The organism is Bacillus sp. 3103sda1 (genome assembly GCF_024159135.1).
GTDB lineage: Bacteria > Bacillota > Bacilli > Bacillales > Bacillaceae_G > Bacillus_A > Bacillus_A rhizoplanae.
Genome location: NZ_JAMYWS010000001.1, coordinates 529,862 through 543,619, shown reverse-complemented (window position 1 = coordinate 543,619; position 13,758 = coordinate 529,862). Strand labels below are relative to the sequence as shown.

Annotated in this window: 16 protein-coding genes; 2 read left to right on the top strand and 14 right to left on the bottom strand. The window is 35.6% G+C overall.

All coding sequences use genetic code 11. The features are described from left to right. Positions 1-28 precede the first annotated feature (28 nt). Together NKR74_RS02775 and NKR74_RS02770 are read left to right on the top strand one after the other, a co-directional pair. Entirely contained in the window at positions 29-967 is a 939-nt protein-coding gene (locus NKR74_RS02775) for a DMT family transporter (RefSeq protein WP_253628555.1), read from the top strand. A gap of 81 nt (positions 968-1,048) precedes the next feature. Continuing rightward, positions 1,049-1,582 (top strand): DUF4871 domain-containing protein, encoded by a 534-nt coding sequence (locus NKR74_RS02770; RefSeq protein ID WP_253628554.1) that lies wholly within the window; start codon positions 1,049-1,051, stop codon positions 1,580-1,582. 332 nt (positions 1,583-1,914) lie between these two features. On the opposite strand, the gene NKR74_RS02765 is transcribed toward NKR74_RS02770, so the two are convergent. The 14 genes from NKR74_RS02765 to NKR74_RS02700 form a co-directional block, all read right to left on the bottom strand. Then, positions 1,915-2,745 carry a transporter gene (locus tag NKR74_RS02765; protein WP_253631068.1) on the bottom strand — a complete coding sequence of 277 codons (831 nt, stop codon included), beginning with the start codon at positions 2,743-2,745 and terminating at the stop codon, positions 1,915-1,917. A 35-nt stretch (positions 2,746-2,780) separates the two neighbouring features. Further along, positions 2,781-3,218 (bottom strand): PepSY domain-containing protein, encoded by a 438-nt coding sequence (locus NKR74_RS02760; RefSeq protein WP_253628553.1) that lies wholly within the window; start codon positions 3,216-3,218, stop codon positions 2,781-2,783. A 127-nt stretch (positions 3,219-3,345) separates the two neighbouring features. Then, complete coding sequence (locus NKR74_RS02755) at positions 3,346-4,641, bottom strand: sensor histidine kinase (protein ID WP_098308978.1); 1,296 nt, start codon at positions 4,639-4,641, stop codon at positions 3,346-3,348. Beyond that, complete coding sequence (locus NKR74_RS02750) at positions 4,638-5,309, bottom strand: response regulator transcription factor (RefSeq protein WP_253628552.1); 672 nt, start codon at positions 5,307-5,309, stop codon at positions 4,638-4,640. The genes NKR74_RS02755 and NKR74_RS02750 overlap by 4 nt, the downstream gene beginning before the upstream one ends. A gap of 291 nt (positions 5,310-5,600) precedes the next feature. Then, complete coding sequence (locus NKR74_RS02745; RefSeq protein WP_253628551.1) at positions 5,601-6,770, bottom strand: ABC transporter permease; 1,170 nt, start codon at positions 6,768-6,770, stop codon at positions 5,601-5,603. Beyond that, the gene (locus NKR74_RS02740; RefSeq protein WP_301287640.1) at positions 6,721-7,455 is read right to left on the bottom strand and encodes an ABC transporter ATP-binding protein; all 735 of its coding nucleotides are present in this window, start codon (positions 7,453-7,455) and stop codon (positions 6,721-6,723) included. The genes NKR74_RS02745 and NKR74_RS02740 overlap by 50 nt, the downstream gene beginning before the upstream one ends. Before the next feature lie 2 nt (positions 7,456-7,457). Beyond that, entirely contained in the window at positions 7,458-8,417 is a 960-nt protein-coding gene (locus tag NKR74_RS02735; protein WP_253628550.1) for an efflux RND transporter periplasmic adaptor subunit, read from the bottom strand. A gap of 169 nt (positions 8,418-8,586) precedes the next feature. Beyond that, on the bottom strand, positions 8,587-9,291 hold the full coding sequence (locus NKR74_RS02730; RefSeq protein ID WP_253628549.1) for a metallophosphoesterase family protein: 705 nt from the start codon (positions 9,289-9,291) through the stop codon (positions 8,587-8,589). A gap of 245 nt (positions 9,292-9,536) precedes the next feature. Then, positions 9,537-9,830: a DUF2653 family protein gene (locus NKR74_RS02725; protein ID WP_098308972.1), complete on the bottom strand. Its 294-nt coding sequence runs from the start codon at positions 9,828-9,830 to the stop codon at positions 9,537-9,539. Between the two features lie 15 nt (positions 9,831-9,845). Then, positions 9,846-10,307 carry a hypothetical protein gene (locus NKR74_RS02720; RefSeq protein WP_253628548.1) on the bottom strand — a complete coding sequence of 154 codons (462 nt, stop codon included), beginning with the start codon at positions 10,305-10,307 and terminating at the stop codon, positions 9,846-9,848. Between the two features lie 458 nt (positions 10,308-10,765). Next, positions 10,766-11,491 (bottom strand): ankyrin repeat domain-containing protein, encoded by a 726-nt coding sequence (locus NKR74_RS02715; RefSeq protein WP_253628547.1) that lies wholly within the window; start codon positions 11,489-11,491, stop codon positions 10,766-10,768. Positions 11,492-11,502: 11 nt separating this feature from the next. Next, positions 11,503-12,447, bottom strand: coding sequence for an alpha/beta hydrolase family protein (locus NKR74_RS02710; RefSeq protein ID WP_253628546.1), 945 nt, complete (start codon positions 12,445-12,447; stop codon positions 11,503-11,505). Between the two features lie 5 nt (positions 12,448-12,452). Beyond that, the gene (locus NKR74_RS02705; protein WP_253628545.1) at positions 12,453-12,983 is read right to left on the bottom strand and encodes a helix-turn-helix domain-containing protein; all 531 of its coding nucleotides are present in this window, start codon (positions 12,981-12,983) and stop codon (positions 12,453-12,455) included. A gap of 365 nt (positions 12,984-13,348) precedes the next feature. Then, the gene (locus NKR74_RS02700) at positions 13,349-13,603 is read right to left on the bottom strand and encodes a hypothetical protein (RefSeq protein WP_098308968.1); all 255 of its coding nucleotides are present in this window, start codon (positions 13,601-13,603) and stop codon (positions 13,349-13,351) included. Positions 13,604-13,758 lie beyond the last annotated feature (155 nt).

The following is a 13,758-nucleotide window of genomic DNA, read 5'->3' as shown; positions in this document are numbered from 1 at the left end:
AATCAAGTCATACAAAGGAGGATACATCATGAAATCACCTCGCCATATCGGTCTAATGATGATTATTAGCGGAGCAACATTATGGGGGTTATCTGGTCCTATGATTCAGTGGCTATTTAACCATACTGAACTATCATCTAGTGACTTTTTAGTCATTCGTCTACTATTAGCAGGCATGTTTATTTTATGCTCCCTACTATTTACAAAACAAAATATATTTGGAATTTGGAAGTATCCACATCATTGGATTCAACTACTAATTTTTGCGGTTGTTGGCATGCTTGGTGCTCAGTACGCATTTATTGAAACAGTGCATATAAGTAATGCTGTAACTGCAACACTATTTCAATTTCTTGGTCCAGTTCTTATTACTATTTATGTTACAATGCAACATAAAAAACTTCCTTCCTTTATGCAGGTCATAGCAATTTCTGCTGCACTGACAGGCACGTATTTCCTTATTACCAATGGTTCAATTGAAAATATTGTTCTTTCTAAACAAGCAATACTATTTGGTATTTTAACAGCAGTCGGCTTTGCTTTTTACACACTCCATCCCGCTTCTCTCATTAAACAATGGGGGACATCAGTAATTGTTGGTTGGGGGATGTTACTTGGAGGAATTTCTTTATTTCTATATAATCAAGAATTTCATTTCCGTTATGTAGCAAATACATTAACTATAAACACATTTTCTATGCTTATTCTCGTGATTATAAGCGGGACACTTTCTTTCCTGCTCTATATTGGTAGTCTAAAATATTTATCTGCAACAGAAACAAGTATTTTATCAAGTATTGAACCACTCGTAGCAGCTATTGTTTCAATTATCTGGTTAAATGAATCATTTGGAGCCTATCAACTATTAGGTGGTATTTTCATTGTTGTCGCAGTTGTCTTTTTAACAATGCCAGAAAAATCTAGCAACAGAACACATGTAAGAAAAGAGGAAACGCTATCCGCGTAGCCTCTCTTTTTCTTTTACAGGAATTGTTCTTTCTTTTGTCCAATACAATTAAAATACAAATATGAATAGGAGCGTGGCCAAATGAAAAAACTTGGAACCGTGCTACTTCTCTCCTGTCTCATCACTGGCTGTACGACTACGGTAAAGAAATCTACTTCCCCAAAAATAATTGAAACAATACAACCACAAAATAACATTCCCTCTTTCTTTCACCTTAGCATTCTTAAAGATGTCAATTGGGAAGAAAGTCCATCATTTCAGCACGATAAAATATCTGTAAAAGGTATACAAGACAAGGTTGCAATTGTAGATGCTACTTGGATTGCTAATCAACCAAATAAATATATGTGGTTCTTTTTCAACTCAAATATACCCCCTGGAAAACTAACCGTCATTGCAATAAAACAAGGCTCAACGAAACCAGTTCCTGTCTTTTTTCAAGATGAGATAACAGGCAATGTTTGGACAGCACCGCAAGAGATTACAAAAGATATCACAAGTATTCCCTCTAGTATGTTACTCCCTTCTTCTGGCTTATGGCTATTAAATGTATACATTGGAGAAAAGTTGTATGGACAGATTGTTGTACATGTAGAAGAAGGTGATAAACCATAGTATTTTCCTTACAACACTGTAATCCTTATGTCATCTAATTCAATAGTTCCGAAATGAGCTTTTCACTATACTAAAAGTAAGAAATGGAACCAAAAACAAGGAGAGATAAGAGATGAAAAAAATAATGGAAGTTGTAGTAGCGGTAGGCCTAGTTTTAGTGAATGGTAAAAATATTGCATTGGAGGTCAACAAATAATGAATATCCCACATACATTCACATAAAAAGAGATAAGGTTTCATTGTTTTGATCCCTTATCTCCCCCTTATTATGAAAGAACAGCATACTATATTAAACTCCTTTTTCTGTCCATTTCTTTTCCCTTTTCAAAACATCAACCACTTGTTAAATAATAATAAAATGCCTCTGCATCTGTTTGTATCCAAGGTGAAAAATGAAGTTCCTGTACTCGATCTGGTTGTTGTTTTTCAATTTCCTCTGTAAGCTGCTGTGTATCCTTATCCGTCACATCTATCCCAAGTTCTTTTGCCACTTGCAAAGCCTTTTGTTCATTAATTTCTTGTAGCACTTGATAAATATCTTTTCCATACAGATCAATATGAAGGTTTTTCGCTTCTGTTTGAATTTTCGTTTCATATATTTCTTTCGCTAACGCTTCCATACTTTTTCCCTTTTCTGAAATACTAAGTTGCTTTGCTTCGTTTTTTATTTTTGTGCCATAAAGCTCTTCAGCTATCGCACCAATCTCTTTATCTTTTGTGGAAACCCCTAATTTTTCTGCTTCACTTTTTATTTTGATTTTATTAATTTCCGCTATTAAATCTACAATTGCTTTTCCCTCTACTGGTATTCCAAGTTTTTCTGCTTCTATTTTGACCTTCGCTTCATATATTTCTTCAGAAAGTGTTCCAACATCTTTTCCTTCTGTAGAAATTCCCAGCTGATTTGCTTCTTTCTCTACTTCCGTTTCATGAATTTCCTTCTCAAGTGTAAGTAGCTCTTTTCCTTGTGTTGCAATTCCTAAATTCTGCGCTTTATCTTCTGTATATGCAGCATGTATAGTCTCACCATTGACTTGTGCACTACTAGGTTGAGACGATTGTATTCCTTTATCTATCTCCTTATTTGTACAAGCTGAAGCTCCACCCATTACACTGAGACTTAATACTCCAACAACTAGTAGACCAAACGTCTTTTTTCTAATCACCTTTCACTTCCTCCCTTCATCATAACTGTTCCTTAAGCCGTTATGTCTTTTTGACGCTTTACTCTCCATTTCGCTCGCAACATGACAAAAGATATACATAATCCAGTCCCTGTTAAAATAAGCATAGCAATCGCACCGATTAATCCAATTACTCCTGTATGCAGTTCCTTAACTAATTTTGATAGAGAATTGAGTCCCCCATTATTTCTATCTTGAAAAAATTGTCCATTTGTCGCTGCACCTCTTTGATTAAAATCGGAATTCCCAGCTTGTATGTCTTGTCCATTTTGTACATTTCCTGTATCATCATTTCTGCCAAAGCTTCGTTCTCGAAAATTAGCAGCCCCTTCTATTCTTTCACCGGGACCTTTTCCACTAAAATACATATATATCCCTGTTGCAGATTGAATAAAAATAAATACCGAAGCAATTAATCCAATCCAAAAATGAAGTTTTCTCATTCTTTTCATTTTCCACTCTCCTTTTTCATCATTTATCATTTGTAATTCGTCATTAGGTCTATATTTATTATGAAAAAGGTTCCTTAACTTTCCCTTAAAAAAGACGACCTTGTATAAAACAAGATCGTCTTTTTAATTACCTATTTTTCTTTCTTAGAAATATTTCGTACTTTTGATTCTTTGGAAATACAATTTCAAAACAAGTACCTTCTCCAATTTTGCTATGCACTTTTATTTTTCCGGAATGCTTTTCAACAATCCAGCTTGCAATAGAAAGACCTAATCCTGCTCCATTTGATGCTGATCTTGACTTATCACCTTGATAAAAACGGTCAAAAATTTTCGGGATATCTTCTTCAATGATGCCAATCCCATCATCTTTTACTTGGATGACAATCCCATTTGTTGTTTCAAAGCAAGATACTTTAATATTTCCACCTGCATTTGTATACTTCATCGCATTATCTAATAAAATTACAATTAATTGATGAATACGCTCTTTATCTCCCATAAATAAAATAGAAGGAACGGCATCCAACGTAATTGTTTTTTCTTCATACAAAGCAATTTCCGAATAAGGATTTACAATTTCGCTTAGCAATTTATCTAATGCAAAAGCTTTCTTGTCCATTTCAATTTGATCTGAATCAGAACGTGCTAATGTTAGTAAGTTTGCAACTAGTTTGGATAAGCGTCGGCATTCCTTTGATATAGTTGAAATATCCATCGCCTTATCTTCTATTGTTGCGGTAGGCGATTGAAACAATACATCTGTTTTAGATTGAATCACTGCTAAAGGGGTTCGTAATTCATGTGAAGCATCTGAAACAAACTGCTGCTGTTTATGCCAAGCATTCTTAATTGGTACAAGCGCCCTACCAGCTAAAAAAAAGCCAATCCCTACCGCACATATACTTCCTATACTGCACCCAATTACAAGAATAAGTAGCAGTGTATGCAGCATTTCCTTTTCAGGGTTTATGTCCCGCAATACTTGAAACGTGACTTTCCCTAAATCTGTATCTCCCTGAACTGCAATCATCCGAAAGTTTACGCCTTCCACTTCTATATCCTGCCGTTCTCCAAATGTTTTAGGAAATAAATTAGATTGATTTCTCTCAAAAAAGTTTGGATCTATAAATCGTGGTTCCATATCTACCAGTTGATTCTTTGCATCCCATTTTAAAACGATAATCCGCGAATCGCCAATATGCACATCTTTGCTAAAACCAAACTGACCTGGAATAGACTTGTCTTCTTTTTGTTGTTTCTTAATGAATCTGTCAATTGAATCATCTATTCCTTCATATAGTCGTTTATGTGTGTAAGAATAAATAACATTTCCTAACATACCAATTAATATAATAAATACCAATGAATTCAAAATCGTAAGTTGAATGCGCGTCTTTTGAAACATGCTATGTTGTCTCATTGTTCTTTTAAGATATATCCAATACCACGTATAGTTTGAATATCTTTATGATAGCCAAATGGATCGAGCTTCTTTCGCAAATGATGCACATATACCTCTACAATGGCTACTGTTGTATCAGAATTAAATCCCCATACTCTATCAAAAATTTGTTCACGCATTAAAATCTTCCCACTATTTTGAATCAGATATTCTAATAGTTCATATTGCTTTAACGTTAATTTTATAGGTACCTCATCCACTTGAATGTCTTTCTCTTTTCCAAACAGCTCAATACCACGGTACCGAATTGTTTGATTAGTCGTTAAGCTTCCACTCCTTCTTAATAAAGCGCGAATTCTCGCTTGAAGTTCTGGCGCCTGAAACGGTTTCACTAAATAATCATCTCCGCCAAAGTCCAACCCTTTTACCCGATCTTCTAAAGAGTCTTTTGCAGTAAGGAATAAAACAGGCGTTTGAATGTTTTCATTTCGAATCCGCTGAATTACTTCAAATCCATCCATCTCTGGAAGCATCACATCTAGAAGAATTGCATCATAAATATTTTGCAATGCTAGAAATAATCCTTCCTCACCATTTTTTGCCGTATCTACTTCAAATTCATTTCGTAAAATTTGTGTAATTGACTCCAATAATAGAGGATGATCTTCTACAACTAATAAACGCATCTCACTTCTTCACCTCTTATTTTTTCTTCCGTTATTCACGAACAATAAGACTTTCACCTCATAATTCTAAAAAACAAAGAAGATAGGTGGACGATAACTGTCCGTAAAATTCTGATTGATGATGCTTTCCATCAGTAGGAATGAAAAAATCGCTGATGGAAATTTCATTTTATCCCACATTAATGGGTAAGACCTCCACTGATCGAAGTTTCACTTTATACTAGCAAAAGAAAGCGGCCGCAATATGCGATCGCTTCAATTTCTAGGCAAAACTACTGCCAATAACATGTTCTATTCATAGCGAAGTGCTTGAATAGGGTGCAACTTCGATGCTTTATTGGCTGGAAATACCCCAAATCCAACTCCTACTAATAAGGAGAACAAAAATGCAAGCAATGTAACAGGGAGAGAATAAGCAATTGTCATGCCTGCTGCCATGGAAATAACCTTTGCAACCAATAGCCCTATTCCCATTCCGATTAATCCTCCAAGTGAACTTAGTACTACTGCTTCAATCAGAAATTGTAGTAAAATATCTCTTCTTTTCGCCCCAATTGCTTTACGAATGCCAATTTCTTTCGTTCGTTCTGAAACAGATACAAGCATAATATTCATAATTCCGATTCCGCCGACTAATAAGGAAATACAAGCAATTCCTCCAAGCATCATCGTCATTGTACCTGTTACTGAACTCATCGTATCTACTAAATCTTTTTGATTAAATACGCTGTAGTTATCTTGCTTATTCGGGAACATTACAGCTAATTTATTTTGAATTTGTGCCATGACAGTATTTAGTTTTTCCTCACTGCTCACTTGTACATACACTGTCTGTATACTTGTGTTCTTTACAATTCGCTGTGCTGTACTCAACGGCATAATAATAACATCATCACCGCTTTGCCCCATAGAACCACCTTTTGAGGCAAGTACACCTACTATTTTAAAAGAGCTACCATTTACTTGTACATCTTTTCCAACTGGATTTTCAAATCCAAATAAATTTTGTGCTGTATTCGCACCAAGTACAATGACTTTTTGTCTATATTCTACATCCATATCTGATAAGAAACGACCTTCGTTTATTTTCATATCGCGAACTTGCTGATAAGAACTATTTGTGCCAGTAAGTGATACTTGTGTTGAAACCGTCCCATTCTTTACAGTAACTCGTCCCGAAACAACGGGAGACATTTCCTTTATCCCATCAATCTTTTGAAACTTTGCAATATCTTGTTCAGTAAATTTTATCGCGTCAGATCCCATCATATTTATCGTTAACAAATTCGTACCTAAACTATTAATTTGATTTGTTACAGCTTGACTTGAGCCTTGACCAATTGAGACGAGTACAATAACAGACGAAACACCAATAATAATGCCTAGCATCGTTAAAAATGCTCGTAGTTTATTACCTTTGATACTGCGCATTGCCATTTTGATGGATTGTATTAGCCCCAATGTACTCACCTCTACTTTCAAACAATTGTCCATCTTGTATACGAACAATTCGGTTTGCTTGTTTTGCTACTTCTAAGTCGTGCGTAATTAAAATAATTGTATGTCCCTGCACATGCAGCTCTTTCATTACCCCAATAATTTCTTCACTTGTTTTGCTATCTAATGCTCCTGTCGGCTCATCGGCTAATAAGATTGGTGGGCTTCCAACTAAAGCGCGTGCAATTGCAACGCGCTGCTGCTGTCCACCTGACAATTGGCTAGGTAAATGATGAGCTCTCTGTTGCAAACCAACTTTTTCTAAACAACTATACGCGGTATTCGTTCTTTCTTTTGTACTTATTCCCCGATATAAAAGCGGAAGTTCAACGTTCTCAATTGCTGTTAATTTCGTTAGCAAATTAAAGTTTTGAAAGATAAAACCAATTTTTTCGTTTCGAATCGTGGCTAGTTGATTATCATTCAGTTTATCTACTACTTCTCCATCCAATAGATACTGTCCATTATCTGGACGATCTAAACAACCAACCATATTCATAAACGTAGATTTTCCTGATCCAGAAGGACCAATAATAGAGAGAAAATCACCTTCATAGATTGTAAGAGAAACACCATCGAGTGCACGTACAATCTCTCCGCCCATCTCATATGATTTGGTCATATTCTGAATCTCAATAATCGGTTTCATTCTCACCCTCTCCCTTCAGCTTTATTTCTATTCATCCCTCTGCCACCAAAGCCTCCTCCCATGCCTCCGCCTGGTGTCATCATAAAGCCTCTTTGTTTATTATTGTAATTATTTGTTCCATTTCCTTGTGCAGCCATAGGCAATTGAATATTTTCTCCTTCTTGCAATCCTTCCGTAATTTCTACGGAATCTTCATTATGAATACCCGTTTTAACAACTTTTCGCTGCATATTTGCCTTTCCATTAGAAGAAGATGCTGAAGATTGAACAAAAACAAATTTTTGATCTCCTTTTGTATGAACTGCTTCTACCGGAACATATAGAACATTGTCTTTACTATCAGTCAAAATACTAGCTTCTGTTGTCATTCCAATTTTCACATCTTTTGGATCATCAATATGAATCGTTACATTAAAGGAAGATACACCATTAGAAACTGTTCCTTCCTTCGCTACATCTGTTACCTTTCCTGTATAGGTTGTATCTGGGAATGAATTCACTTTTAATGTTACACTTTGTCCAACCTGCACTTTTGGAATGTCTAATTCATCAACTTGAATAACTGTTTCTAAATCACTGTAGTTTGTAATATGAGCAACAGCCTTCCCACTCGTTACACGATCTCCAGCTTGCACTGATATAGATGTAATCGTTCCATCAGCTGGTGCTACAATTGAATCACTTCCATCTGTAAATGTAATTAACTCCTGACCTTGTTTCACTACATCGTTTGCTGAAACTAATACTGACTCAACTACTTTATTTGAGCCTGCTGTAATATCTTCATTTGTCATAGATTGGGTAGAACCAGAACCTGTTACTTTCACATCTAGTTTCCCTTTTTGAACTGCCACACTTACTGCTTGATTCGTCACTGGTTGCGATTTATCCCTAAATACATACCAAGCCCCTGCACCGAGTACAATGATAAGAACTCCTAAAATACTAATCCACTTTTTCAAAGTCCTTTCTCCTTTCCTATGCTTCATTATTCATTAAGTAAGACTTATTATCGAATCTATTCCTTAAAATTCCCTTAACAAAAATAAAAAGAGATAAGGGTTCATCATTGTTTTGATCCCTTATCTCCTCTTTTCCCCTACATTAACTCGTTTGTATAGGGAATCTTTCTTATTTTATAGAATATACTTTTTGACTTGGCAATTCTAAACAGTTCAGCTGGCCGCCGTATACAGCCCCTCCATCAATACCAATGATACGATTTTCACCAAAATACACGCCAAAATTCTCGTTATCCCCGTGAAGGACTTTTGTTTCTGTATGCCCAAATACAACCACTTTCTCGCCAGTATATCCATTATGAAACTCATCTCTAATCCACATTAATGTATACGCATCCGTTTCAGAAACAGGTGTCATTGGTTGTACACCCGCGTGAGCAAAAATATAATCATCTGTTTCAATATAGTGGTCTAGCTCTTTTATAAACTCTATATGTTGTTCTAGCACCTCAGACTGTAACTGCGGTCTTATGAATTCCTCTTCACTTACAGCAATATCACTTTCAGAAAAGCCATAGCTATGTAACGTTTGATCTCCTCCGTTTCTCTTTACCCAATGATTCCAGAATTTTTCTTCCTCTGTCGTTAAGGCTTTTATCATCATATCTTCATGATTACCTTTTAAGACGAACGCGCCAACTTCTTTTAATTGCATTACTTTTTCAATTACCTCTTTAGCATTAGGACCACGGTCTACATAATCTCCTAACAAAATTAATTGATCATTTTTTGGATTGTACTCTACTTTTTCTAATAACTTTTCAAACTTCCCTAATTCACCATGAATATCACTTATCACAAGCATCCTTCTCATATCTATTCCCTTCCTTCTAGTTGTAAAAGTTAATTCATATTATAGAGAGGCTCTGTTAATATCTCAATTTTCAAACTAAAAATATTATTAAAACAAAAGACTAGCGTCTATTTAGACACTAGTCTTTAAAACATACTTCATATACTATAATCAGGTTGATTTCACATTTATATTATTTTATTCCGTAAAAAAGCATTTTTCATCCCCCTTCCTAAAGTAACTTAACTTTAGGAAGGGTTTCTTATCTACGCTACTTCGACATCCGCTGCAAACCCTGTTTGCTCATGAAATTGTAAGTCAATACGTAAACTTTCTGGAATAAAGTTGTGATATTCCCTTAGATAAAATGCAATTGCATCAATTAACTCCTGCTCACCAAGCTCTACAGTTCGATACGGTAAACGAGCACTGGCGCCAAACCCTCTATTCGGATGAAACTGCAAATCAACATCAATTTGCTCCGGACGATACGCATGTATAGCGGCCGAGTGTACACAAACCGCATCAACTATATCTTGTTCAATAAAGTAAATCTTCATCGTCGTCCCTCCTTCTTAACGTCTTGTGAAAATACGACGTATAATCCAAATAATTCCTAAAATAATGAGGATATCTATTAATAAACCACTAGAAAAGAAGCTTCCGCCTACTCCACCAACTCCATGATTTCCAAATGGATGTAGCATACTACCTAGTAAAGCTCCTGCCCCAAATGATGCTGCATGACCCCAAAAGCTAGATTTCTTAGGAGCTGGCTGTGACTGTGGTGTACGATCTACAGAAGCTGGTTTCTTCGATTGCACATTTGATGACGAAGATTTATAGCCAGAATGATATGTCCCATCTGAAGAACGAGAGCTGTCAGAAGTCGATCCTTTCGTGCTGAATCCTCCGCTACTAGAATGAGATGAAACTGACGATTTACTACCACTATAGGTTTTTGCTTGTGCAAATGTTGGTACGGCAAACAAAGTGAAAGCTAACATTAGTGTGAAAATTTTCTTACTCATATTCATCTGAATCCCTCTTTTAATAAAAAATGAAATGTAGCACTAGTATAATTAACTTTTCTATTTCTTGCACGTATTTTGTACAAGAGATAGCTACAGTTAAAAGTCCTTGCTAACACTATGTTTTTTAAGATAAAACAACCAAAATCAGAACAGTTCTTCTGCATTTTTTGCTATGATTGTAATAAAGTGAAACTTCCATTAGTGGGGGTTTTTTCATCCCCCACCTATATCTTCCTCGATTCACTCTAAACCTTGAGGTAATGGGTCTTACTGCCCATTAATGTGGGATAAAAAAATCTTACAAGCTGCACAACTATCTTATAAATCATAAAACCAAAATAACTACACACAAAAAGAATGGATACAAAAGAATGGTAAGTGGTATTTGGATACAAACCAAAAAATAATGCTTTTAATAATGAAAAAACACCTCACACAATGAAACGTGTAAGGTGTTTCCATCAATAAGCCCCCGCTTTTTCTAGTATAGACTGGATTTTTGTAAATCCTCTTTCTTTAGCATGCTGAAGCGGAGTAACCCCTTCTTTATCGGGAATGTTTACATCAGCATTGTGTTCTATTAACATCTGTACAATTTGCTGATATTCTTTACCTCCACTTCCTAAAAGAACGGCTTCCATTAATGCAGTCCAGCCAAGATTGTTAATATGATTGACATCGATATCTGTATAAGCGAGAAGTTCCTTTACAACTTCAACATGGCCGCGCTCTGCTGCTGGAATTAATGCTGTATCGCCAAATTGATTCATTATCTTTGGATCCGCACCTGCTTCAATTGTTAACTTTAAAATTTCTAAAGTCCCCTCTGCCGCAGCATATAAAAACGGATTATCTTTGTGATTATCTTGAATATTTACATCTGCTCCGGCTGCTAATAATGTTTTCACAGTATCAATATGGTTATAATACGTTGCTGCCATAACCGGTGTTTCCCCTTGTGTACCTCTTACATTCAAATTTGCTCCGCTTTTTATCAATTTTACAACTGTTTCTGTATCTCCGAGCTGTGCTGAAAGTAATAACTGCTTATCCATCCAGTTCTCTTTCTTTGTATCTACATCTTCCTTTTTCACTATCATAAACTCTGTTTGATTCTGTTTTCCACAAGCTGTCATTACCACCAATAGTCCAAGTAACACGAGAAATGAAACGTTTTTTCTTCGCACAGTCCCATCTCCTATGGAAGATTGTATTTTGCTAACCAATCCTTCATAACATACAATAACTCTTCTTGAATATTCTTATCCACAAGCCCCTTATATTCCTTCATTAGGCCTAGCATTGTATGATTTTTCTCGACTTCTCGTAAAATATGATTCATGTTCGGGATGACATGCCACTCTGCCTCACCAGCTACATATTCAGCAATATCCTTTGCCTGTTCTGGCGGCACTTGTATATCTCGATCTCCAGTAATCGCCAAAACGGGACATGTTACTTTCTCTAAATACTCTACGACATTATATTGAAATTGTTCACGTATCCACTTTGCATTTACCTTTGCCCCTTTTATTCGCATAACAGGCTTTGATGATTGTTGTATTTTTCCCATCACCGCTTCATTCTGTTTCTTAATACGTTGTGGAAGTTTTAAAAAGCGATATAACCATCCTCGAAATCCAGGTGTTACTTCCAATTCTTTCACTACCGTTTCCACTTGTCTTGGAAGTAATGTTTTCGAAGGCTCAGCTCCGCCGCTAAGTAAAATTAAGTTAGCAACTGATTCTCTTACATAAATAGCTGGCGCGAGTAAAGCTCCTTCACTATGACCTACAATTACGATTCGCTTTGGATCAATTTGCGGATGCTCCTTTAAAAAACGTACGCAAGCAACCCCATCATCAATTAAGTCTGCAACACCTGTTTTGTAATAATCGCCTTCACTTTTGTGCGTACCGCGCTTATCGTAACGTAGCGTTGCAAATCCTAATGAAGTGAAATAATCTGCTAAACCTTTATATAAATGTAGTTTTAAACCGCGAACATTTCCATCCCGATCTCCTTTTCCAGTTCCGCCAATAAGTAAAATAGCTGGGTATGTTTGTGCTTCGTATACTGGAATTGTTAACGTCCCTTGAAGTGAAACTGCACTTTCAATTGTAACGAACAATTCTTTTCCCATCTTTTTTATTCTCCCTTCCCATTTTTTTCAGGAATTACAATTGTTGAAATTGTTCTTCGCTTTCGCTCTGGAGATGGCTTGCGCTCCATTGCTTTTAAAAACAATCCACTCATTTCCTGTGCAAATTCTTGAAACTCCTCATCACTCATATAAAAACTTGCTTGACGATACCCCACTCCATCTTTCTCAAAATCAATCTGATCTTGCTGCAAGTAATCCTTAAAATTTGCTGTAAGCTGTGTAACAAACATCATGAAATATTGCATATGTTCTTCTTTCGTTACATCTTGCAAATCCTTTTGTGAAATGCTGGCCATACTGATATTTAACACATATAATTTTTCAACCGTTCCTCGTATTTGTGTTTCCTGAGCAACTTGTAAAATATGTGCTGTTGTTAATTTTTCTAAATGGCGATATAACGTCGCTTGTGGAATATGAGGTAATTTTTTAGCAAGCTGCTTTGCTGTTAACCGTTCTCCTCCAATAAACTCTTGAATAAGTTGAAAGCGAATTGGATGAAATAATATATCCATCTTTTTTTCTTCCATATATAAAAACCTACTTCCTTTTCTATATCTTATGATTATATTATCAATTATGATAACAAAAATAAATAAAAAATAAAGTGAAGCTTCCATCAGTGGGGGTCTTCTTCATCCCCACTGATGGAAAGCTCTCACCAATCGGGAGCATGCCAACAGTTATTCCCCACCTATCTTCTTCGTTTCTCAATCTTCAGGTGGGAATAGCAGGATAATCTTTCATTCATATTAAAAATATTAATAGATAGCAATGAATAGAACCCTTCGGTATATCATTTTTCATTACAAAAAACGAGTACATGTATTACTTACACACATACTCGTTTTTGTTTTTTTATATTTTAATAAAATGAAATTTATTCGCATCCCGTTATTAAAAAATCATCTTCTACTTTACACAATACCGTATTCGTATCTACTTCCTGTCCAACTACTACATCTACAGATACTATATTTCCACTAATCCCAACCGCTGCTTCTTCTAATACACCTTTATTATTTCTAATAATAAGTAACTTTTCCCATTCATATATATGAGACGTTTCATTGATTAACACTTCTTCTACTACTCCATTACATGGACTATAGACACTTTCAATAACTGCTTTCATACAAGCTCTACTCCTTACTTTCCTATTCAAAATCTCATTTTCCTCACCCATTCTATCACTGTTATTCTAGATCTTTTATATTTTAAAAGATTTGAATTGTATTACATTTTTTAGTTAGCTATACCAATATAGTAAAGTAAAACTTCCATCAGCGG